Annotated in this window: 20 protein-coding genes; 16 read left to right on the top strand and 4 right to left on the bottom strand. The window is 62.2% G+C overall.

Annotated elements, in window-relative coordinates:
- Window positions 1–64 precede the first annotated feature (64 nt).
- The 4 genes from rbfA (at window position 65) to pnp (ending at window position 4,163) form a co-directional block, all read left to right on the top strand.
- Window positions 65–457: a 30S ribosome-binding factor RbfA gene (gene rbfA, locus RZV17_RS12920; RefSeq protein ID WP_179454090.1), complete on the top strand. Its 393-nt coding sequence runs from the start codon at window positions 65–67 to the stop codon at window positions 455–457.
- 79 nt (window positions 458–536) lie between these two features.
- Window positions 537–1,463, top strand: a complete 927-nt coding sequence (truB, locus tag RZV17_RS12915; protein WP_184375187.1) for a tRNA pseudouridine(55) synthase TruB — start codon at window positions 537–539, stop codon at window positions 1,461–1,463.
- 157 nt (window positions 1,464–1,620) lie between these two features.
- Entirely contained in the window at window positions 1,621–1,881 is a 261-nt protein-coding gene (rpsO, locus tag RZV17_RS12910; protein WP_005991399.1) for a 30S ribosomal protein S15, read from the top strand.
- A gap of 167 nt (window positions 1,882–2,048) precedes the next feature.
- Window positions 2,049–4,163: a polyribonucleotide nucleotidyltransferase gene (gene pnp / locus RZV17_RS12905; RefSeq protein WP_039407470.1), complete on the top strand. Its 2,115-nt coding sequence runs from the start codon at window positions 2,049–2,051 to the stop codon at window positions 4,161–4,163.
- Window positions 4,164–4,537: 374 nt separating this feature from the next.
- On the opposite strand, the gene RZV17_RS12900 is transcribed toward pnp, so the two are convergent.
- The 3 genes from RZV17_RS12900 to RZV17_RS12890 form a co-directional block, all read right to left on the bottom strand.
- Window positions 4,538–5,602, bottom strand: a complete 1,065-nt coding sequence (locus RZV17_RS12900) for a DUF2272 domain-containing protein (protein ID WP_355603965.1) — start codon at window positions 5,600–5,602, stop codon at window positions 4,538–4,540.
- 63 nt (window positions 5,603–5,665) lie between these two features.
- On the bottom strand, window positions 5,666–6,547 hold the full coding sequence (gene nadC / locus RZV17_RS12895; RefSeq protein WP_355603962.1) for a carboxylating nicotinate-nucleotide diphosphorylase: 882 nt from the start codon (window positions 6,545–6,547) through the stop codon (window positions 5,666–5,668).
- Window positions 6,544–6,813, bottom strand: coding sequence for a Trm112 family protein (locus tag RZV17_RS12890; protein WP_039407479.1), 270 nt, complete (start codon window positions 6,811–6,813; stop codon window positions 6,544–6,546). The genes nadC and RZV17_RS12890 overlap by 4 nt, the downstream gene beginning before the upstream one ends.
- A gap of 58 nt (window positions 6,814–6,871) precedes the next feature.
- Between RZV17_RS12890 and purE the strand changes: the two genes are divergently transcribed.
- Window positions 6,872–7,375: a 5-(carboxyamino)imidazole ribonucleotide mutase gene (purE, locus tag RZV17_RS12885; protein WP_355603959.1), complete on the top strand. Its 504-nt coding sequence runs from the start codon at window positions 6,872–6,874 to the stop codon at window positions 7,373–7,375.
- Complete coding sequence (locus tag RZV17_RS12880; protein ID WP_355603956.1) at window positions 7,372–8,517, top strand: 5-(carboxyamino)imidazole ribonucleotide synthase; 1,146 nt, start codon at window positions 7,372–7,374, stop codon at window positions 8,515–8,517. Before purE ends, RZV17_RS12880 begins: the two co-directional genes overlap by 4 nt.
- Before the next feature lie 144 nt (window positions 8,518–8,661).
- On the opposite strand, the gene RZV17_RS12875 is transcribed toward RZV17_RS12880, so the two are convergent.
- Window positions 8,662–9,240, bottom strand: a complete 579-nt coding sequence (locus RZV17_RS12875) for a superoxide dismutase (protein ID WP_047693152.1) — start codon at window positions 9,238–9,240, stop codon at window positions 8,662–8,664.
- Between the two features lie 120 nt (window positions 9,241–9,360).
- Between RZV17_RS12875 and grxD the strand changes: the two genes are divergently transcribed.
- From grxD to RZV17_RS12825, 10 genes are all read left to right on the top strand, one after another.
- Window positions 9,361–9,681 (top strand): Grx4 family monothiol glutaredoxin, encoded by a 321-nt coding sequence (gene grxD, locus RZV17_RS12870; protein WP_039407489.1) that lies wholly within the window; start codon window positions 9,361–9,363, stop codon window positions 9,679–9,681.
- Entirely contained in the window at window positions 9,678–10,421 is a 744-nt protein-coding gene (locus RZV17_RS12865; RefSeq protein ID WP_104580461.1) for an SDR family NAD(P)-dependent oxidoreductase, read from the top strand. The genes grxD and RZV17_RS12865 overlap by 4 nt, the downstream gene beginning before the upstream one ends.
- Entirely contained in the window at window positions 10,418–11,017 is a 600-nt protein-coding gene (locus RZV17_RS12860) for a YhgN family NAAT transporter (RefSeq protein ID WP_039407493.1), read from the top strand. Before RZV17_RS12865 ends, RZV17_RS12860 begins: the two co-directional genes overlap by 4 nt.
- Before the next feature lie 361 nt (window positions 11,018–11,378).
- The gene (locus tag RZV17_RS12855) at window positions 11,379–14,624 is read left to right on the top strand and encodes a TonB-dependent receptor (RefSeq protein WP_355603950.1); all 3,246 of its coding nucleotides are present in this window, start codon (window positions 11,379–11,381) and stop codon (window positions 14,622–14,624) included.
- A 106-nt stretch (window positions 14,625–14,730) separates the two neighbouring features.
- Window positions 14,731–16,116, top strand: a complete 1,386-nt coding sequence (gene ppnN / locus RZV17_RS12850; RefSeq protein WP_166751391.1) for a nucleotide 5'-monophosphate nucleosidase PpnN — start codon at window positions 14,731–14,733, stop codon at window positions 16,114–16,116.
- A 187-nt stretch (window positions 16,117–16,303) separates the two neighbouring features.
- Entirely contained in the window at window positions 16,304–16,819 is a 516-nt protein-coding gene (locus tag RZV17_RS12845; RefSeq protein ID WP_184375180.1) for a Tfp pilus assembly protein FimT/FimU, read from the top strand.
- Entirely contained in the window at window positions 16,819–17,295 is a 477-nt protein-coding gene (pilV, locus tag RZV17_RS12840) for a type IV pilus modification protein PilV (RefSeq protein WP_039407550.1), read from the top strand. Before RZV17_RS12845 ends, pilV begins: the two co-directional genes overlap by 1 nt.
- On the top strand, window positions 17,292–18,458 hold the full coding sequence (locus RZV17_RS12835; protein ID WP_184375179.1) for a PilW family protein: 1,167 nt from the start codon (window positions 17,292–17,294) through the stop codon (window positions 18,456–18,458). Before pilV ends, RZV17_RS12835 begins: the two co-directional genes overlap by 4 nt.
- A 3-nt stretch (window positions 18,459–18,461) precedes the next feature.
- The gene (locus RZV17_RS12830) at window positions 18,462–18,971 is read left to right on the top strand and encodes a PilX N-terminal domain-containing pilus assembly protein (RefSeq protein ID WP_184371389.1); all 510 of its coding nucleotides are present in this window, start codon (window positions 18,462–18,464) and stop codon (window positions 18,969–18,971) included.
- A gap of 10 nt (window positions 18,972–18,981) precedes the next feature.
- On the top strand, window positions 18,982–22,902 hold the full coding sequence (locus RZV17_RS12825) for a PilC/PilY family type IV pilus protein (protein WP_355603945.1): 3,921 nt from the start codon (window positions 18,982–18,984) through the stop codon (window positions 22,900–22,902).
- Window positions 22,903–22,907: the final 5 nt, after the last annotated feature.

Genomic DNA, 22,907 nt, shown 5'->3' with positions numbered 1-22,907 from the left:
CGGCTCTTGCTCTTCCGGGTCCCGGTTCCCGGGCCCCGGGTCCCGAACCAAAAGGTTCCCGACCATGCCAACCAAATCATTCCATCGCACTGACCGCGTGTCTGCGCAGGTGCGTCGCGACCTCGGCACGATCGTGCACGCGGCCGTGCGCGACCACGGCCTGCCGTCGGTCAGCGTCTCCGACGTCGAAATCAGCCGCGACCTGGCGCATGCCAAGGTGTTCGTCACCGCGTTGCAGCAGGAGCGTTCGGCCGAAGCAGTGAAAGGGCTCAAGGAGATTGCCGGCCAGCTGCGCTCGCAGTTGGCGCGCGCAATGAAATTGCGTCACGTGCCGGAGCTGCACTTCCACTACGACGACTCGGTCGATCGCGGCGAGCGCATCGACAATCTGTTGCGTGACCTGGACGACGTTGGCCCCGACGCCACGTCCAGCGACGAAGATGCCGAACAGCGCTAAGCGCTGTGACGGCCTGCCGCCTTTGCTGCGGCCCTGATTCCCGCGGGCGCGCACGGCGCCCGATTCGAGCACCGATCCTTTGAAACCCCGCATCGTCTATCGCCCGTTGCACGGCATCCTGTTGCTGGATAAACCGGCCGGGCTGAGTTCCAACAATGCGTTGCAGGCCGCGCGCCGGCTGCTGCGGGCGGAAAAGGGCGGCCATACCGGCAGCCTGGATCCGCTGGCCACCGGCTTGCTGCCGCTCTGCTTTGGCGAAGCCACCAAGATCGCCGGTCTACTGCTCGGCTCGGCCAAGGCCTACGACGCCGAGATCGTGCTGGGCGTCACCACCGACACCGACGATGCCGATGGAGAGCCGTTGCGCGTGCGTGCGGTGCCCGAGCTCGGCGAAGACGCGTTGCGTGCCGCATTACTGCCGTTTGTCGGCCGCATCCAGCAGCAGGCACCGATCTATTCCGCGCTCAAGCAGGGCGGGGAGCCGCTGTACGCCAAGGCCCGGCGTGGCGACGTCATCGAGGCGCCGGTGCGCGAGGTCGAGGTGCAGGCGATCGAAGTGCTGGGCTATGGCGCGCCGCGTCTGCAGCTGCGCGTGACCTGTGGCTCGGGCACCTACATCCGCAGCCTGGCCCGCGACCTGGGCGAGGTGCTCGGCTGCGGTGCGCATATCGCGTCGCTGCGTCGGCGCTGGGTGGAGCCGTTCCGCGCGCCGCAGATGATCACCCTGGAACAGCTGGCCGCAGCGCTGGAGATGGGCACGCAAGCGCAAGATCTGCTGCTGCCGATCCAGGCCGGGCTGGCTGATTTTGCGCAGATCACGCTCGATGAGGCGCATGCGGCCCGGTTCCGGATGGGGCAGCGGCTGCGCGATCCGGCCTTCCCGGCGGGGCAGGTGGCCGTGTTCGGGCCGGATGGAAGCCCGTCGGGACTTGGCCTGGTGGACGCCGACGGACGTCTGTCGCCGCAGCGATTGTTCAACGGACTGAACCAGGAATCGACTTGTTAAGGTTTAGTCAACTTGTTACCCGGGCCGTGCGACGGTACAATTTCGCGGCCCCGATCGGGGCACCTCAGCGCCAAGCGCGCTCATCCCAAGCAAACGGCGAGTCCGGCGGTGCGTCACGCACGTTCCTGTCGACCACGCGTCTATCGAGAAAAACATCATGTCCGTCGACACCCAGAAAGTTATTGAAGACAACAAGCGCAGCGCCCAGGACACCGGTTCGCCGGAAGTGCAGGTCGCTCTGCTGACCGCCCGCATCGAGCTGCTGACCGGTCACTTCAAGACCCACAAGAAGGATCACCACAGCCGTCGTGGCCTGCTGCAGATGGTCAACCGTCGCCGCAGCCTGCTCGACTACCTGAAGAAGAAGGACAACGATCGTTACAAGTCCTTGATCGAGAAGCTCGGCCTGCGCCGCTAATCGAGTCCTACCGCCGCGGCGCAGCGATGCGCCGCGGTTTTGTTTTGGTCAATCGCACTACGTTACTGCAACACGCATTCTTGGGCCGGAGCCTCCCGGCCGCCCGTTCTCGGCATGGGTCGACGACGGTCCAACGCAGACAGCAACACCTAAGGGAAAAAACCTCCGTGGCAAAAATCACCAAAACCTTCCAGTACGGCAAGCACACCGTCACTCTTGAGACGGGCGAAATCGCTCGCCAGGCAGGCGGCGCCGTCATCGTCAAGTTCGACGACACCGTACTGCTGGTCACCGCCGTCGCCGCCAAGAGCGCGCGCGAAGGGCAGGACTTCTTCCCCCTGACGGTCGATTATCAGGAGAAGTTCTACGCCGGCGGCCGCATCCCGGGCGGCTTCTTCAAGCGCGAAGGACGCGCGACCGAGAAGGAAACGTTGATCTCGCGCCTGATCGATCGCCCGATCCGTCCGCTGTTCCCGGAGGACTACAAGAACGAAGTGCAGATCATCGCCACCGTGATGTCGATGAACCCGGACATCGACGGCGATATCGCCGCGCTGATCGGCGCATCGGCCGCGCTGTCGCTGGCCGGCACCCCGTTCAACGGCCCGATCGCTGCGGCGAAGGTCGGTTACAAGAATGGCGAATACATCCTCAACCCGACCGTGACCGAGCTGAAGGATTCGCAGCTGGAGCTGGTCGTGGCCGGTACCGCCAACGCGGTGCTGATGGTCGAGTCCGAAGCCGAGCTGCTGTCGGAAGAAGTGATGCTGGGCGCGGTGACGTTCGGCCATCGCGAGATGCAGAAGGTCATCAACATCATCAACGAGCTGACCGTCGAGGCCGGTACCAAGCCGTCCGATTGGGTGGCTCCGGCCAAGAACGACGGCATGATCGCCGCACTGAAGGAAGCAGTGGGCGAGCAGCTCGCGTCGGCTTTCCAGGTGCGCGACAAGCTGCAACGCCGCGATGCGATTTCGGCGATCAAGAAGGACGTGCTGGGTTCGCTGGCGCCGCGCGCCACGATCGAAGGCTGGGCTGCCGGTGATCTGGCCAAGGAATTCGGCGAGCTGGAATACCAGACCATGCGTGGCTCGGTGCTGAGCACCAAGGTGCGTATCGACGGCCGTGCGCTGGACACCGTGCGTCCGATCAGCGCCAAGGCCGGCGTGTTGCCGCGTACCCACGGCTCGGCACTGTTCACCCGTGGCGAAACGCAGGCGATCGTGATCACCACGCTCGGCACCGCACGCGACGGTCAGGTCATCGACGCCGTCTCGGGCGAGTACAAAGAGAACTTCCTGTTCCATTACAACTTCCCTCCGTACTCGGTGGGCGAGTGCGGTCGTTTCGGTGCGCCGAAGCGTCGCGAGATCGGCCACGGCCGTCTGGCCAAGCGCGGCGTCCTCGCCGTGATGCCGAGCCTGGAAGAATTCCCGTACACCATCCGCGTTGTCTCGGAAATCACCGAGTCCAACGGTTCCTCGTCGATGGCATCGGTCTGCGGCAGCTCACTGGCGCTGATGGACGCCGGTGTGCCGATCAAGGCGCCGGTTGCGGGTATCGCGATGGGTCTGGTCAAGGAAGGCAACGACTTCGTCGTGCTGTCGGACATCCTGGGTGACGAAGATCACCTCGGCGACATGGACTTCAAGGTGGCCGGTACTGCCGAAGGCGTGTCCGCGCTGCAGATGGACATCAAGATCGAAGGCATCACCGAAGAGATCATGAAGCAGGCATTGCAGCAGGCCAAGGCCGGCCGTCTGCACATCCTGGGCGAGATGGCGCATGCACTGACCGCCCCGCGTCAGGAGCTGAGCGACTACGCGCCGCGTCTGCTGACCATCAAGATCCACCCGGACAAGATCCGCGAAGTGATCGGCAAGGGTGGCTCGACCATCCAGGCGATCACCAAGGAAACCGGTACCCAGATCGACATCCAAGACGACGGCACGATCATCATCGCCTCGGTCAACGCCATTGCTGCGCAAGCAGCGAAGTCGCGTATCGAGCAGATCACCTCGGACGTGGAGCCGGGCCGCATCTACGAAGGCAAGGTCGCCAAGATCATGGACTTCGGTGCGTTCGTCACCATCCTGCCGGGCAAGGACGGCCTGGTACACGTCTCGCAGATCTCCAGCGAGCGCGTGGAGAAGGTCGGCGACAAGCTGAAGGAAGGCGATCTGGTGCGCGTCAAGGTGCTGGAAGTGGACAAGCAGGGCCGCATCCGCCTGTCGATCAAGGCAGTGGAAGAAGGCGAGGGCGTGCCGGCTTCGGCCGAGTAAGCGCTGCTGGCTGATGCGTCACGCGTGACGCGTGATGCATGACGAAAAAGCGGGCTTCGGCCCGCTTTTTTGTTGTTGGTTCGGAATAACTCGTGCGTTGTTTCTTTCCCAGCGCGAAAAGTACTCTGCAGGGGTAACGAGGCTACGAGCGAAGCCGCGTGCAGTTTCAATGCTGCAGCGGCTTTGCCCCGCACCCTCACCCCAACCCCTCTCCCGCAGGGAGGGGCTTTGATTCCTTCTCCCTCCGGGAGAAGGTGCCCCAAGGGGGCGGATGAGGGTACGTGCAAAGCCTCGTGATATTCGCAATGTAAGTGGCTTCGCCCGCACCCTTACCCCAACCCCTCTCCCGCAGCAGGGGGGCTTTGAATAAGGCTCTACTCAGGTTGCTGTTGCTGTTGCTGCGTCTGCGCAGGCTGCGTCTCCGGGCGCGGCGGCACAACGCGTGGAAAGCCTGGCGGCATCGCTTGTTCCGCGGGCACGATGCCGGGTGCCGGCAGCGGCGCCGTCGGTGGCGGGCTGACCACTGCCGCGTCCGGGCGCAGCTTCAGCAGTGCGGCCCAATCGCGTCGGTTGAAGTCGCAGAGTTCCTCGTGCGCCGGCGTGCATTCGCTGGCGATCCCGAGACTGTCTTCGTTCTGGTCCTGGCTGCTGTCGGACTGCGGGGCCGGTAACACCACACGGCCTGCGCGATCCAGCGGCATCTTGCGCATCATCACGGTGTTGAACACATTGCCGCCGATCAGGTACAGGGTGCGATCGCCGCCGACGTTGGCAGCGACGACCACATCGCAATGCGATTGCCACGGCATCGGTGCGCTGCCACCCAGCGCAGCCCTTAGACCCGCATAGCCGAGCGCCACGCTGCGGCCGCGCAGCAGGCACAGCATGTCACCGGGCGCGGGCTTTTCGACGGCTGGGTCGGCGAACTGGTACGGCCCGGTGGCACCGTCGTTGTACGCGCTGCGGATGTAGTCCAGATGGCGCGCGGAACGATGGAAGCCGCCGAGGCCGGATTGGGTCATCACCCACGAAATGAAGGCGGCCGACCACGGGTTGTCGATCAGGAACGCGCGGCAATCGCTGGCGGTGTAGCGCGTGCCATCCAGCGCGGCGCAGCTGGATGCACCGGGGCGGCCGCCCATCGAGGCGAGCGTGCCGCTGTCGCGCCAGTAGCCGGCCACGCGTTGCCATGCGACAACGCCATGGTCGGCCAGGTATCCGGATTCGGCTTCGGTCACGCCGAGGCTGGCCAGCCGCCCCTTGGCATCGATAAACGGGTGCTGCCACAGACGGTGCTCATTGCAGGCCGTGCGCACGATGGCGATGGCGGCGGGGCTGGTGCCGAAGCGCGGCGGCATATCGCACACTTCCGCCGCCGCCGCGCTGCCTCCCAATCCAGCAAGCAGCAAGCACATCCACGGCCAGGGTCTTACAGTCATCGAACATTCCGCACGAAATCAGTCCGCGCAGGCTGCCAGAGCGGCCTGCGCGCACGCGTGAAATCACGGCGGGGGCGGGCCGAGTTTGAGCGAGAGATCCACCGCCTGCACATGCTTGGTCAGGCCGCCGATGGAGATGCAGTCCACGCCGTCCTGTGCAATTGCGCGGATGCCCGCCAGGTCGACGCTGCCGGAGACTTCCAGTGGAATGCGTCGATCGCGCGGCAGCGACGCTGCGATACGCACGGCCTCGCGGCGCATGGCCGGGTCGAAGTCGTCGATGAGGATGCGCGTGCAACCGACATGCAATGCCTCGCGCAGCTGCTCCAGCGTTTCCACTTCCACCACCAGCGGCAGCTGCGGTTGCTGCGCGCGTGCGGCATGCACGGCGGCGCTGAGCGAGCCGGCGGCGCGGATATGGTTTTCTTTCAGCATCACCGTGTCGAACAGTCCGATACGGTGATTGTCGCCACCGCCGCAGCGCACCGCGTATTTCTGCGCCATGCGCAAGCCTGGCAGCGTCTTGCGCGTGTCCAGGATGCGCGCGCCGGTGCCCGCGACGGCTGCCACGTACGCAGCGGTGGTGGTGGCGGTAGCAGACAAGGTCTGCAAAAAGTTGAGCGAGGTCCGCTCGGCGCTGACCAGGCTCCGGCTGCGCCCATGCAGCAGCGCGAGCACGCTGCCGGCGCTGACCTGCTGGCCTTCGTGCACCTGCCAGTCAATGCGCACCTGCGGGTCGAGCGTGCGATGGGTGGCGTCGAACCACGGCCTGCCGGCGATCACCGCGTCCTGTTTGCACAGCAGATACGCGCTGTCTGCCTGGTCGGGCAGCAATGCCGCGGTGACATCGCCGCTGCCGATGTCTTCGGCCAGCGCGAGCGCCACGTCGGCATCGATCAGCGCCGCGGGCGGCGGCTCCGGCGCGGTGCGGACGGGCGAACTCACTTTTCGGGGAAGTCGGTGATCTGCGCGGTGGCGATGGCTTCTTCGGCCAGCAAGACCGGGATGCCGTCATCGACGCGGAAGATCTGCTTGCGATCGCGGGTGATCAGCGCCTCGCGCAGCGGCTGTGCCTGCACGGTGCCGTCGGCGCGCTGCAGGCTTCCGCCGGCGATGGCGGTGTTGAGTGCTTCCAGGCCCTTGCCGTCCAGCAGCGAAAGCGGCTGACGGGTATCGGGCGAGCACAGCAGGTCGAGCAATTTGCGATCCATCGAAGTCTTGTCGTGCGTGGAGATTGGCTAGAATACGTCTTTACCGCAGGGCAGGGCCATGACCTCCAACCACTCCGCGCCGCTGGTCGGCATCGTGATGGGCTCCCGTTCGGATTGGGACACCATGCAACACGCAGCTCAGAAGCTCGATGCGCTGGGCGTGCCGTATGAAGTCAAGGTGGTCTCCGCGCACCGCACGCCGGATGTGTTGTTCACCTACGCCGAACAGGCAGGCGAACGCGGCCTGCGCGCAATCATCGCCGGTGCCGGCGGCGCGGCGCATCTGCCGGGCATGCTGGCCGCCAAGACCGCGGTGCCGGTGCTTGGCGTGCCGGTGCAGTCCAAGGCGCTCAACGGCATGGATTCGCTGCTGTCGATCGTGCAGATGCCCGCCGGCATTCCGGTGGCCACCTTTGCGATCGGCAATGCCGGCGCAGCGAATGCGGCCTTGTTCGCAGCGGCGATGCTGGCGCGGGAGCTGCCGCAGATCGGTGATGCGCTGGCGCAGTTCCGTGCCAGGCAGACCGACGATGTGATGGCCAGCGACGACCCGCGCCAATGAGCACCGTTGGCATTCTCGGTGGCGGCCAGCTGGCGCGCATGCTGGTGCTGGCCGGTTCGCCGCTCGGCCTGCGCTTTGCGGTGTTCGACCCGGCGGCCGATGCCTGCGCAGGGCAGCTGGCGCCGCTGCAGGTTGGCGCGTTCGACGATACGGCGGCCCTGGCCGCATTCGCTGCGCAAGTGGATGTGATCACCTTCGATTTCGAGAACGTGCCGGCCGCCGCCGCGCAGCACCTTGCCGCGCAGGTACCGGTGTTCCCAGGCCCGGATGCCCTGGCGGTGGCGCAGGACCGGCTTAGCGAAAAGACCCTGTTTCGCGAGCTGGGCATTCCGGTGCCGGCGTTCGCCGCCATCGACGATCGCGCTGGCCTGGATGCGGCGTTGGCGCAGATCGGTGCGCCGTGCGTGCTCAAGACCCGCCGCTTCGGCTACGACGGCAAAGGCCAGTTCCGGATCAAGACGCTTGCAGACGCCGATGCCGCCTGGGGCGCGCTGGGCGCGCAGGCGGCCACGGTGGGGCTGATCCTTGAGGCGTTCGTGCCGTTTCAACGCGAAGTCAGCGTAGTCGCCGTGCGTGGCCGCGACGGTGAATTCCGTGCCTGGCCGCTGACCGAAAACTGGCACGTGGACGGTGTGCTGTCGGCCAGTCTCGCGCCCGCCCGGGTGGACGAGGCGTTGCAGACGGCCGCCGAAGCGCATGCACGTGCGATTGCCGACAGGCTGGACTACGTGGGCGTGTTCGCGCTGGAACTGTTCGTGCGCGATGGCCAGCTGCTCGCCAACGAGATCGCGCCGCGGGTGCATAACTCCGGCCACTGGACCATCGAAGGCGCCGAGACCTCGCAGTTCGAAAATCATGTGCGTGCGGTGCTTGGCCTGCCATTGGGCAGCACCGCGATGCGTGGACATGCCTGCATGCTGAACTGGCTGGGCAGCATGCCCGCTGCGGGTGCGTTCCTGGCCGTGCCGGGCGGGCATTGGCACGACTACGGCAAGCAGGCACGCGAGGGCCGCAAGGTCGGGCATGCCAGCGTACGTGCCGATACACCGCAGGCGCTGGCGACTGCGCTGGTGCAGGCGGGCAAGGCATTGCAGCGCGATGCACAGGTCGCGCCGGTGGTCGGGCGTCTGCAGGAAGGCTGACCTGGCGCGTTGCGGTTTACGCGGCGGCGCCCACGTTCGGCAGTGTGCCGGGATGCCGCTCAAGGACAGGAAAGACGGGCGTGCGCTGTTGAAGCGCGTGGGTTGTGCTGCGAGCGGTAACCGAATCGGTTGCCGCTGCGAGGGTCAGCTCAATCGGCTGCCCACGAAGTCCCAGTTGATCAGTTTCCAGAACGCGTCCAGGTACTGCGCGCGGTCCTGCTGGTAGTCCAGGTAGTACGCATGCTCCCAGATGTCGCAGGCGAGCAGCGGGGTGTCCGGGCCGGTGAGCGGCGTGGAGGCGTTGGGCGTGGCAACGATGGCCAGGGTGCCATCCGGGCGCTGCACCAGCCAGGTCCAGCCGGAGCCGAAGGTGCTCAAGGCCACGCGATTGAATTCCTGTCTGAAATGCACGAAATCGCCGAACGATGCGGCGATGCTGTCGGCCAACCTGCCCAGCGGCTCGCCGCCGCCGCGTGGGCGCAGGCATTGCCAGTAGAAGTTGTGGTTCCACACCTGTGCCGCCAGGTGGAACAGCGTGCCCTGCGCCTGCGCGATGATCTCTTCCAGCGTCAGCTCGGCAAACTCGCTGCCTTCAATGCGCGCATTGAGCCGTTCGACTTCGTTGCGATGACAGATGCCGTGGTGCGACTCCAGTGTCGCGGACGAAAGGTGCGGCTCGAGGGCGGCGCGGGAGTAGGGCAGTGCAACGTGTTCGATCGGCATGGTGGCAAGGGCAGCGAAAGGAGTCCGGCGGCAGGTCGCGTGAAGGCTTACAATGCGCGCCTTTGCGGAAGTCTATCCGACCCGGCGGTCGGGCCTGCCGCTCCCAGTCAGGAGAGTCCAATGCCGGTGATGGAACGGATCCAGGCCGAAGTCGAACAACACCCCATCGTGCTGTTCATGAAAGGCACCCCGCAGTACCCGATGTGCGGCTTTTCCAGTCGCGCTGTGCAGGCGCTGGTCGCTGCCGGCGCCGACCAGCTGCGCACGGTCAACGTGCTGGAAGAACCCGAAGTGCGCGCGAATCTGCCGCGCTATTCCAACTGGCCGACCTTCCCGCAACTGTTCATCCACGGCGAGTTGATCGGCGGTTGCGACATCACGCTGGAACTGTTCGAAGCCGGCGAGCTCAAGCGCATTGTCAGCGAGGCCTATCAGCCGTGACCGAAGTGCAGGGCCAGCCCGAAGCGGCTGCCTTGGCCGGGCGGGTCGTGCTGGTGACCGGCGCCGCCGGCGGGCTGGGCAGCGCTGCTGCACAGGCGTGCGCGTCGGCCGGTGCCACGCTGGTGCTGCTCGGCCGCAAACTGCGGCCGCTGGAGCGCGTGTATGACGCGGTGGCCAAGCTCGGCCCCGAGCCATTGCTGTATCCGCTGGATCTGGCAGGTGCCACGCCCGACGACTATGCGGTGCTCGCGCAACGGTTGCAGAGCGAACTGGGCGGTCTGCACGGCCTGCTGCAGTGTGCGGCCGAGTTCGGCGGTCTGACGCCGGCCGAACTCGCGGCGCCGGCAGACTTCGCCCGCAGCATCCACGTCAACCTCACCGCACGGGCATGGTTGACGCAGGCCTGCCTGCCGCTGCTGCGGCAGCAGCGCGATGCGGCAGTGGTGTTCGTCGTGGACGATGCTGCACGGATCGGTCAGGCGTACTGGGGCGCGTATGGGGCTGCCCAGTACGCCCAGCACGGCTTGATCGCCAGCCTGCACCACGAGACCGCCGCCGGCCCGGTGCGTATCCACGGCCTGCAGCCTGGCCCGATGCGCACCGCGTTGCGTGCGCGTGCCTTTACCCATCAGGAAGACAGCCAGGCGGCCGACCCCGCAGTGGCGGCGTCGGCCTGCGTCACCCTGTTGTCCATGGCAGGTGCTCCGCACCGCGGTGCGATCTGGAGCCCTTCGGCATGACCATCCTTTCGGCAGCCCTGCTGCTGTTCTTGATTCTCGATCCGCTGGGCAACATCCCGGTGTTTCTCAGCGTGCTCAAGCCGCTGCCGCCGAAGCGCCAGCGTTTCGTGCTGGCGCGCGAGCTGCTGATCGCCTTGTGTGTGTTGATGGCGTTCCTGTGGGGCGGTAAATACGCGCTGGAGTTGATGCATCTACGCCAGGAATCGGTGGCGATCGCCGGCGGCATCGTGCTGTTCCTGATCGGCATCCGCATGATCTTCCCGCGGCCGGAGGGCCTGATGGGCGAGATCCCCGATGGCGAACCCTTCATCGTGCCGCTGGCCATCCCGCTGGTGGCTGGCCCGTCCGGCATGGCCGCGGTCATGCTGATGGGCAGTAACGAGCCCACGCGTCTGTGGGACTGGAGCCTGGCGCTGATGATCGCCTGGATCGGCGCCTCGTCGATCCTGGCCTCGGCGCCGTTGCTGTACAAGCTGCTCGGTCACCGCGCATTAACCGCTGTCGAGCGTCTGATGGGGATGTTGTTGGTCGCCATCTCGGTGCAGATGTTCTTGGATGGCTTGGGCACGTACTTCAAGCTGCCGGTTTCGATTTAAGACGCTTGTCATCAGGCCGGTCGCCTGACCGGTTGCCGCCATCCGCGCGGAAGGGCGTGGTGAGTGCGCGGCGAGACTCCAAGCCGCGACTCCTCGATATGCCGAGACGCACGTCTCGCTCTCTCTGCGACCCCGTGCAACCTGGCATGTGAGCCTTCACATAGGCAGTTCATGTTGCACTGCGCGAACTTTGTCACGCCGCCGTCACAATCAGGCCTTAGCGTGTTAATCTGTTGTTAACCGTTGCGGCAGCAACCAGCCGCGCGGCAAGGGACCCCAGATCATCGGCAGCCCACCCCCGGGAACGGTTGGGCTGACTGCGCCTTTTTGTCACTGCCCAACCTGTATCGAGGCTACCGAAATGACCCACCCCCGTTGTCTTCGCATGTCCAAGCTGACGCTTGGCCTTGTCGCCGCACTCGCTGCTGCCCCTGTCTTTGCCCAGAGCACCTCCGCTGGCGTCGCTGGTTTGGTCACCAGCAGCGGCGGCCAGCCGGTCCCGAATGCCGAAGTCACGATCACCCACGTCGAATCGGGCACCGTCAGCCGCGCCACCACCGATGCCAGCGGACGCTACAACGCGCGCGGCCTGCGTGTGGGTGGGCCGTACACGATCACCATCACCAAGTCCGGCGAAGGCACCAAGACCGAAGAGGGCGTGTACCTGAACCTCAATCAGGTCAATAGCGTCGACGCTTCCCTTGGCGGCGACGTCACCACGCTTGGCGCGGTGCAGGCCATCGGTGGCGACTACGGCTCGGCGCTGTTCAGCGCCAACAAGATGGGCACCGGCACCAACGTGACCCGCGAGCAGATCGAATCGCTGCCGTCGATCAACCGCAACCTGCAGGACTATGTGCGCCTGGATCCGCGTGTGGCGCAGACCGACAAGGCGCGTAACGAGATCTCGGTGGGTGGCCAGAATCCGCGCTTCAACCTGATCCGCGTCGATGGCATCAGCACCAACGACGCGTTCGGTCTCGAATCCAACGGCCTGCCGACGCCTCGGCAGCCGTTCTCGATGGATGTCATCGACGAGATCTCCGTCGACGTGGCCAACTACGACGTCACCATCACCGGCGCCACCGGTGGCGTGATCAATGCGGTCACCAAGTCCGGTACCAACGAATTCCACGGATCGGTGTACGGCACCTACCGTGAGAACGATTGGTCGGGCAAGAACCAGAACGACATCCGTCCGCAGCTGTTCGATAACGAAACCACCTACGGTTTGACCCTGGGCGGCCCGGTCATCAAGGACAAGCTGTTCTTCTTCGCCAACTACGAAAAGTACAAGGGCAAGGGCGTGTTCACCGGCGCTTCCGGCTACGGTCCGCTCGGATCGGGCGAGAGCAATATCGTCGGTATTTCGCAGGCGCAGGTCGATCAGATCATCGACATCTCGCGCAATGTCTATGGTTTCGACCCGGGAACCCTGGCGCTACCGGCCCTGGATTCGGACTCGGAAGAAAAGGGCTTCAAGCTCGACTGGAATATCTCCGACAAGCACCGTGCGTCGGTTCGTTACGGCGAGAGCGAGCAGAGCACTGCCAATCTCAATGGTTTCGGCAATCAGGCGCTGTCGCTGAATTCGTTCCACTACGTTCGCGATTTCAGCCTCAAGACGTATACGGCGCAGCTTTTCAGTGACTGGACGGACACGTTCTCCACGGAAGCCAAGGTGTCGTACCGCGATTACTCGGCAGTGCGTACCGCAGCGTCGCAGCTGCCAGCCGTAGCGGTGCGGATCGGTAACAACACGGTCAACCTGGGGACTGAGCAGAGCACCCAGGCCAACGAACTGCGGACCGAAACGTGGAATGCCTTCTTTGCCGGCACGTTGTTCTTGAACGACCACACCGTCAAGTTCGGCTTCGACTATGAAGATAACGACCTGTTCAATCTGTTCGGTCAGCGCGTCTTCGGTTCCTACACGTTCAATTCGATTGCCGATTACGCAGCCAATCGTCCGCTGAACTACCGTTATTCGCGCTCCAACAGCGGCAACATCGACGACATCGCGGCCAACTGGGGCATGCGTAATGTCGGCGTGTTCTTGCAGGATACCTGGGCCGTCAACAACAACCTGACGCTGACGTTCGGTGTGCGTTATGACGAGCCGATGGTCAAGAACAGCCCGGCCTACAATGCAACCGCGTCGACGCTGTTCGGCTTCCGCAACGACCAGACCATCGATGGCAACGGATTGTTCGAGCCGCGCTTCGGTTTCAACTATACATTCGACAGCGATCGCCCCACCCAGTTGCGCGGCGGCGTAGGCCTGTTCCAGGGTGCCGCGGCAACCGTGTGGTTGTCCAACCCGTACTCCAACACCGGCCTGGCGTATACCGATTACAACTTCTCCAGCCAGACGCTGGTGAACACCAACGGCATTCGCTTCACGCCTGACATCAACAATCAGCCGACTGGTAATGGTTCGTTGAATGGCGCTACGCAGTCCGTCGACTTCGTCGACAGCAAGCTGGGTCAGCCGTCGGTGTGGAAGGCCAACCTGGCATTCGATACCGAACTCCCCTGGTACGGCATCGTGGCATCTGCCGAGGCGGTGGTGACCAAGGTCAACGAGGCGATCTACTACCAGCAGCTCAATCTGGGCAATACCAGCCGCGTGGGTCAGGATGGTCGTAACCTGTACTGGAATACTGCAGGCTTGAATCCGGCCTGCTGGTTGGAGGACGGCCGTAACCCGACCGGTGCCGGCGCTCCGGCGGCTTGCGTGCGCGGCACCGCCTCGGTGGTCGATGCGCGCGGTTCGCGTGATCCGCGTTTCAACGATGCGATCATCGCGCGTCCAACCGACAAGGGTGGCAGCGAGAGCTTTACCGTCGGCCTGAACAAGCCCTTCAATGGCGGCGACTGGTCGTGGGGCCTGTACTACACCTACACCGACGCCGATGAAGTCAGCGGCCTGACCAGTTCGACCTCGGGTTCGCAGCTGGGCAACAACGCGGTCTTCCAGGCCAACGAAAATGTTGCCTCGACCGCTGCGTATGAGGTCAAGAACAGCATCCTCGGCACCTTGAACTGGAAGCATGCGTTCTTCGGCGATTACGAAACCAAGTTGGGCCTGATTTACCAGGGCCGCAACGGTCGTCCGTACAGCTATGCGTTCGATAACGACGCCAATGGCGACGGTCGCTTGAACGACCTGCTGTACATCCCGGCCGGTCGCGGCGATGTGCTGTTCGGTACCGCTCGAGAAGAGCAGGCGTTCTGGAACTACATCGAAGGCAACGAGTATCTGGCTGCCCGCCGTGGTCAGGTCGCCGAGCGCAACGGCGCACGCAACTCCTGGATCAACCAGTTCGATCTGCATATCGAGCAGGAGATCCCGGGCTTCTTCAAGGACAACAAGGCCTCCCTCTGGCTTGACGTCATGAACGTGGGCAACCTGCTCAACAAGAAGTGGGGCCGTGTCGAGGAGTATGGCTTCCCGGGCATGCGTGGTGTCGTGGAGTACGGCGGTATCGACGCGGCCAGCGGCAAGTACGTGTATCGCTTCAACACACCGGACCAGTCCACGGTCTATGACGATCGTGGCATCTCCCGCTGGGCGCTGCAGCTGGGCTTCCGCTACCAGTTCTGATTGCGGTTAGCGTGTCGTGTGTTGCGGAAACGGCCGGGGCAACCCGGCCGTTTTCTTTTCGGCGGGTGAGTACGCTAAAGTTCCTGAGATACGACAGGAGCAAGCTATGGAACTCAGCAGTACGGCAGCACGGGCGCTGCCGGTGGTGGACGCGCGGATCTACCCGCGTGGTGGCCTGGACGTCTTGTCCAAGGCGGAAGTGGCCCGGCTGCGCGATGCCTCCAGTGGCGGCATGCACGAGTTGCTGCGCCGTTGCGCGCTGGCCGTGCTGACCAGTGGCAGTGCCTCGGACGACCCGCGCGCCGCGCGCGACCTGTATCCGGATTTCGATATCCAGGTGAACCAGCAGGACCGCGGTATCCGCATCGATCTGATCAATGCCCCGGCGATGGCATTCGTGGACGGCGAGATCATTCGCGGTGTGGCCGAGCTGCTGTTCGCCGTCGTGCGCGACCTTGCCTACATGGCCATCGAGCTTGAGGCCCAGCGCGGCGATCTGGATACCAGCGAAGGCATCACCAACGCGGTGTTCGGGCAGCTGCGCAATGCGCGCATCCTGCAGCCGTCGGACCCGAACCTGGTCGTGTGCTGGGGCGGGCATTCCATCTCGCGCGACGAGTATCTCTACACCAAGCAGGTGGGTTACGAGCTCGGCCTGCGCGGCCTGGACATCTGCACCGGCTGCGGCCCGGGTGCGATGAAGGGCCCGATGAAAGGCGCGACGATTGCCCATGCAAAGCAGCGCAAGCACCACACGCGCTACATCGGCGTGACCGAGCCCGGCATCATCGCGGCCGAATCACCCAACCCGATCGTCAACCACCTGGTGATCATGCCGGACATCGAGAAGCGCCTGGAGGCCTTCGTCCGCATCGGCCACGGCATTCTGGTGTTCCCAGGCGGTGTCGGCACGGCCGAAGAGATCCTTTACCTGCTCGGCATTCTGCTGCGTGAGGAAAATGCGGGCCTGCCGTTCCCGCTGATCCTGACCGGCCCGACTATCGCCGCGCCGTACTTCGCGCAGATCGACCGCTTTATCCGCCTGACCCTGGGCGATGCCGCCGCCTCCCGCTACGAAATCATCGTCGGCGACCCGGTCGCCGTGGCGCGCCGCATGGCCGAAGGCATCCACGAGGTGCGCGCGCACCGCAAGGACCAGAAGGACTCGTACTACTTCAACTGGTCGGTGCACATCCCGCTCGAGTACCAGCAACCGTTCGAGCCTAGCCACGAAGCCATGGCCGCCCTGGACCTGCATCACGGCCGCCCGGCACCAGCCCTGGCCGCGGACCTGCGCCGCGCCTTCTCCGGCATCGTCGCCGGCAACGTCAAGGAAGACGGCATGCGCCGCATCGAAGAGTTCGGCCCGTTCGAAATCAACGGCGACCCCGACATCATGCAGGCCCTGGACGAGCTGCTGCGCGGCTTCGTCGAACAGCGCCGGATGAAGATCTCGGGGGATTACCGGCCTTGTTATCGGGTAGTGACCTAGAGTCCGCCTAAAGCGAAGGCCTCTCGACGGGAAGGGGTAAGGGTTTGAGCTGGGTGCGGCCCGCCCACATGGGACCCCCCGGGGGGGGCGCACGTCGGTGCCCCTGAAACGACCGCTCATCCCCTGGGCGCTTGTTTCCAGCGGGGGGGGCGATGCATTTTGAGCAAGTCACGCTGGGGAGCGTCCAATGTCTTATCGCCGATCTACCGGCTTCACACTTGTCGAATTGATGATTGCAATCGCCGTATTGGCGATTTTGCTTACCATCGCGTTTCCAAGCTTTCGTGGAGTGATTCGCTCCAATCGCGTCGCGAGTAGCGCCAATGAGACCATCGGGCTACTGTCTCTTGCCCGCAGCGAAGCGATACGCAATCGCCGAGGTGGGGGAGTTTGCGGCAGTGCGTCGGGAACGGCCTGCGACAATAACTGGGCGAGCGGAATGCTGGCTTGGGCGGATACCGATGGAGATGGCGCTTTCAAGAGTGGCGACACCGTTCTGCGTTTCGTTTCGATAGACCGGTCGCTGAGCAATTACGGCCCGTCCGGCACTGCGATTGCTTTCGATGGGAGGGGGCGTAGGCTTGCTTCCACCAACCAGCAGATCACGCTGCAGCCAACCATGTGTGATGGGCAGGCATTGCGCCGCACGTTGGTCGTCAATGGCGCCGGTCAGATCACGTCCCAGAAAGGCGCCTGCCAATGATGCTTCCCCGATCCTTCGTATCGCGCTCCCGGTCCGATGGCTTCAGCTTGCTCGAAGTGCTGATCGCCATCGTCGTTCTTGCGTTTGGTCTGCTTGGGTTTGCGCTATTGCAGACCGCTAACGTGCGGTTCGTGCAGAGCGCCAACTATCGTACTCAGGCCACTAACCTGGCGTACGACTTACTAGACCAGATGCGCAGCAATCGCTTCCAATCGGCCTGGTATACCGACGCTACCTTTTCCGCCAACACGGTCACAGTTGCCAGTTGCAGCCGACCCCTTGGAACCGATCTCACGGTCGCAACCAACATCGCACGCTGGAAGTGTCAGGTGGTACAGGCGTTGGGAGAGGGCGCCAGTGCGACAGTGCTAAATACCAACGGCCAAGTCACCGTAGGCATCAGCTGGGGGGACCAGCGCTGGGATGCAAGCAACCCGAATGCGCTCACAACCTTCACCTTGGTGTCTCAGCTATGACTCCCCGCTTCCCGTCCAAGCCTGCAATTGCCGGTATCAGCTTGATCGAAATGATGATCGCCATGGTGATCGGCCTTGTGTTGATGCTGGGAGTGATTCAGGTCTTCTCGGCATCCCGTACCGCATCGATGCTTGCAGAAGGAAGTGCGCGTGCGCAGGAGAACGGACGGTTTGCGTTGGAGTTTCTGCAGCGCGACATCCGCATGGCAGGGCACTTCGGCTGCGTTAATGACCAAGCGCATTTTGTGCGTGGTGAGGGGGACCCGGTGGTAACTACCGGGGCCGCTAGTGGCTCAGGCCATCCGCTGGATTTCAGTGTTAGCGTTCAGGGCTACGAAGCGCCCAACACCAAACCGACCGATATCCTGACGATCGGAGCCAACTGGGCGGTACCAACGAATCTGCCAGCATCGATTTCCAAGCTCAACCCGCGCGGAGGTAGCGACATCCTCGTGTTGCGCTACCTGGCGCCAGAGAGCGTGCCGATTACTGGGCTGACGTCGGGTAGTAACAGCGTGGTCAACTTCAATGCCACTAGTGGCCTACGCTTGACCGAGGGCGGCCAGGCCGCTCCCACTTTATTTGGAATCGCTGATTGCGCACATGCAACGGTATTCAAGGGTGTCTACGCCAGCGGCAAGGTCACTGCGAATGGAACGAATTTGTCAAATTATTCGGCGAGGCCGACGGGGCAGGCGTTAATTTACAGAGCCGAATCATTCGCGTACTACGTGGGAACCTCGGCAACAACGGGCGAGCCGGCGCTTATGCGTGCGCGCTCGAACGGTCTTGACGATTACGGAACACCAGAGGAGCTGGTTGAAGGTATCGAAAATCTGCAGTTGCTGTTCGGTCTTGATCAGACCGCTAGTATGTCCACGACCTCTCCACCATTAGGGAACATCAACACGCAGGCCATCGCAAGCGATGTTTCCATCGGCACAGATGCTGCTGCAGCTGGGCAATGGAGGCGAGTGGGGCAGGTCCAGGTCGGCATTCTCGCCCGTAGTCCTTCACCTTCCACAGCTGAGAAACCGACGACTGCGGTGCGCTATCCAAGCGCATTAGGAGTGTCTTTTGCGCCAGCAGCTCAAACTGACGGGCGATACAGGATGACGTACGAGTCCACGATCGCCTTACGTAACCGACTGTTCGGAAACTGACCCATGAATGCATACGCTCACCTGCGCCCCCTGGCCGCTCGCCCTCATGGTGCGGTGCTCTACGTTGCGCTGATCATGCTGCTCCTATTAGCATTGATCGGCATTGCCGGGATGCAAGTGGCAGGGATGCAGGAAAAAATGGCATCCAATTACCTGGCCACCAATATCGCCTTTCAGAATGCCGAAGGAGTAACGCGTCGGAGCGAGCGTGCCATCGAGGCAATCGCCAATCGTACGGATGCGCCGACAGGCGCGCCTTTAGTCGATACCGATATCCAGCAGAACTGTGATGCGGCATTTGACCCGGTTGCATGGGGGCGCAGCAAGGCAACCACGGTGAATGAAGCGGTCAACGTACGGCGCATCGACTCGTGCATCATCGGTGGAGGATCACTTGCGATGGGGGATCCGCTCGACCCCGTGACGCCTGTGTACCAAATCACCACATTCTCCAACGATGCCGTGACGGATGCCTCGTCATCGGCATCGATCGACACCATCTTCAAGCTCTGAGGCTGCCGGCATGTCCCGTCGCATTTTCCGAACCGCTGTCGTTTCCGCGATCGTGCTTGCCGCAGCTGGCGGCTACTTCGTCTACAGCCTGGTTGCCGCGCAAGGCCAGGGTGGTCTGGCGCAGTCTCCGCTGAATAACGCGACATCGGTTCCGCCGGCTTTCATCATGGCAGTCGATGACTCGAATTCGATGACGTTTGAGCGCATCTTCAAGGGTGGGGATGGGCGTCTGCGTTGGAATGGCACGAGTTTCTTTAGTTCTGCAGGTGTATTTTCTGAAGTGGGAGAGAGCTGTCAATATCAAGTTGGTAGAAATACTTTTAATTACAATGATTGCTACCTTTATCTTTTCCCGTTTCCTGATTACAACTCTTCATATGATCCGGGTGTAGCTATTCCACCGTTGGATCAATTTGGCTTCGCGAGATCATCAGCATATAATTCAGGTTATTATGATCCGAGTCTCACGTACGATCCGTGGAGTTTGGCTGTAGGTAATGATGCCAACAAGGGGTTGTGGCCGTCTGCTGATTTTGATAGAGCTAGAGCTGATTCACGGGATCCGCAAGTTTACGGGGGTAGTGACAACGACATAAAAATGAGTAAGTACGGAACTATTGTGAGTCTTGGTGCGCGCAGAGAGAACGCGGACGATAGCCCGTTTAGGTTTATGGCTGGAATGACGGTTCCCGCCCAAACACGGTATCGCACATCAGCAAATACGAGGGTGTGTAGCAACAATAACAGTAACGGACTTGCTGGTACCAATGGGTTTTGGGTAACTCTTAACTCTAGCGCTTCGATAGCTGTTGATTGCTCCGTGCAAATTTCTTATATCCCCGCAACATTTTATCTCCCGGCCGCGGCGCCTGCGCCGCCGGGATATCTAGTTAGCGACGTTAATCGCCCGATCATTACGAATGCGTGCGGTCCTGGCTGCAACTTGCGTCGTTACCAGATATTGCAGGCAAATTACGATCCTACAACAAGCGCGTATAACGACGCGAAGAAGAATTTCGCGAACTGGTTCCAATATCACCGAAATCGAATTCTTTCCATCATTGGCTCGGAATCGAGAGCATTGGCTGCTGTTGACAAGATGCGTGTGGGCTATTTCACCATCAATAATCTGTCACCGGTGACCATGTACAACATCGATGATGATGTCTCACGGACATCGCTATTCGAGCAAATTTACCGTCTCGAGCCCAGTGGTGGTACGCCAAATCGTAGTGCCGTCGATTATCTGGGTAAACAGTTTGCGCGAGCGGGGGATGGGGCGCCGGTGTTACGTGCATGCCAGAAGAATGGCGGCATGCTATTCACCGATGGCTATACGAATACTAGTAATACCGTCGGTGGGTATGGTAACGCCGACTCTACAGGCACGACTAATTTTCCTGGTGCCCCATTCGCTGACGCTTACAGCGACACGATTGCTGACGTTGCTGCGGCCTATTATTCCGGCACATCTACTCCATTGGTAACTGGTCCGAGTTTTCCTGCGGGCTTGGTGCCTGTTGACGACAAGTGCGCAACACTCTCAAAGACGTCTGCGGACTGGAAGCGGCTAGACTGCCAGAAGGATCTGCATATGAATTTCTATGCGATCACGTTGGGCGCTCAGGGCAGGATATATGAGGTCAACCAAGCGGCCACCAACGATCCCTATGCCAGTGCTCCTGACTGGAATTCCAATGGGAATCCAACTGCCGATGATGATGGTCGTGTCATTGACGAGCTTTGGCATGCCACCGTTAATAGCCGTGGCCAGTTCATCAATGCCAAAAGTCCTGCGGAAGTAACCGGCGCTATGCGGCGTGTACTGTCTGCCGCCAGTGCTGCAAATTCGCCTTCCGGAACCTTGGCGTTGACGGGCGCGCGCATTGGTGCAGGTTCCCTGACCGTGTCGCCCGAATACGAGATCAAGAACAACGGAACTGATTGGTCCAGTAAGCTGAGGGCTAGTCAAGCCTCGGTAGATCCGGATACGCGAGAAGCACGTTTTACGCCGTTCTGGGAGGCTTCCGAGCAGATGCCGGCACCTACTGCCCGTAATGTGTTCTTCAACGATGGTAGTAACGTACGTAAGTTCGACGGAACAACTGTCAGTCTGAGCGGACTCTGTGGACTCTCCCAGACTCTTTATCCCGGTCAAGCACTTTGCTCAGCGCAGAATCTGACCGATCTCGGGGCGACCGCTGCTACGGCGGCCAGCTATTTACTCGGCGACCGAAGCGGTGAGGTGCAGCAGAAAGGCAAGTTGCGCGATCGCAGCACGGTGCTGGGCGACATCATCAATTCTGCGCCGTTGATCAGTGCGCCTGTCGATGACTACGGATACCGCGCTCTGGGTGGAACGTTGGGAACAACCTATACTAACTACCTCAATACTAAGCGCGCCAATCAAGGCTATATGGTGTATGCGGGCGCAAACGACGGCATGATGCACGCCTTCGATGGCGGGATGAATGGCAGTGGGACGGTCACGGGTGGTGGTGGACGTGAGCGCTTTGCCTATATTCCGGCGACGTCCTATGGGCACATGGGTAATCTGTTATTGCCATATCAAGCTAATAAAGGATCTGCTCAGCCGTTTGATCATCGCTATTTCGTTGATGGCCCGCTGGCAGTGGGAGATACCTACTACAGCAACAGTTGGAAGACGACGCTGGTTGGTACGACCGGAGCCGGTGGCCGCGGCGCGTTTGCGCTGGATGTCACTAATCCGGGTGCGTTCGGTAGCGGGAGTCGACTTTGGGAAATCAACGACCTCAGCGGTGATGCCGCGGTGCGTTCCAATATCGGACATGTGCTCGGCAAGCCCGTCATTGTCCCGATACGTGCTGCCAATGGCACTGTGAGCTGGAAAGCGATCTTCGGTAACGGCTATGACAGCGCCAGCGGCAAAGCCGTATTGTTTGTAGTGGACATCGGAACGTCGTCGACTCCGGTCGTCCGTATGATCGAGGCGACGGAACCGGGGAACGCGATCAGTGGCCGGAACGGGCTGGGCAATATCATTGTCCTGGATCGCGTGGACAATTTAACAGTAGACCCGTCCGGTATGCCGGCTCGTACGCGGGATGGCTATGCGGACACGGTTTATGCCGCCGATCTTCGCGGTGCGATCTGGAAGTTCGATCTTACGTCGACCGCAACTTCGGTAACCGTTCCTGCATTCATTACGGGGACGTATACCGAAGGTGGGCGCACCTACCGGCAGCCCATTACCGGTGGACTACAGGCTGCTTCTGGTGAAAATGGCGGAGTCCTCGTGCTGTTTGGTACTGGTAGCTTTTCGTTCAACGACGACAGCCTGCCAAGTTCCGGGCAGCACACACAAAGCCTTTACGGTTTTACGGATCAGGTGGATGGTGTGATCGCCACGACCCTAAGTAGAGCGAACCTGACCCCCTATTCGGTCGCGACTGCTACGGGCGGCGCGACGCGCAGCTTGCAAGCAGGTACTGCTCCGGCAACAGCTCTTGGATGGTACGTGGATTTGCCCGCCGGCGAGCGATTCGTGGGTTATCCGGAGCTTGTCTCGGGAATTCTCTTCATGCCCACATATGCGCCGCTCGCTGCAAGTAGCGGCTGCAGCACCGATGGCGTGAATTGGCTATTTGGCCTGAATTCGCGTACTGGCGTGGGCGCATTGTCTGGTGTTCGAATGGGTGGGATCAGTGGTTCCACGCTCGCCAGCGGTGCTGCCGGTATTTCACTCAATACAGGCGGAAACGCCCCTGTGAAGGATGTGGGGGTATCGGTCGTACCTAGACTTGAACCCAAGGTCAATCCAAAGGATGGCTCAGCCGCCCCAGTCGTTCCGCCAGGTTCGGGTTGCTGGATGGTCGTCAACGTGGCAGGCGCCACGCCCATGTATGTTCCTTATCCTTGCGGCCGCCAATCCTGGCGCCAGATTCAGTAAAGGAG

It is taken from the genome of Xanthomonas cannabis (genome assembly GCF_040616535.1).
Taxonomy (GTDB): domain Bacteria; phylum Pseudomonadota; class Gammaproteobacteria; order Xanthomonadales; family Xanthomonadaceae; genus Xanthomonas; species Xanthomonas cannabis.
Note: the sequence above shows the minus strand (reverse complement) of the source record. Positions and strands in the feature narration are given on the sequence as shown.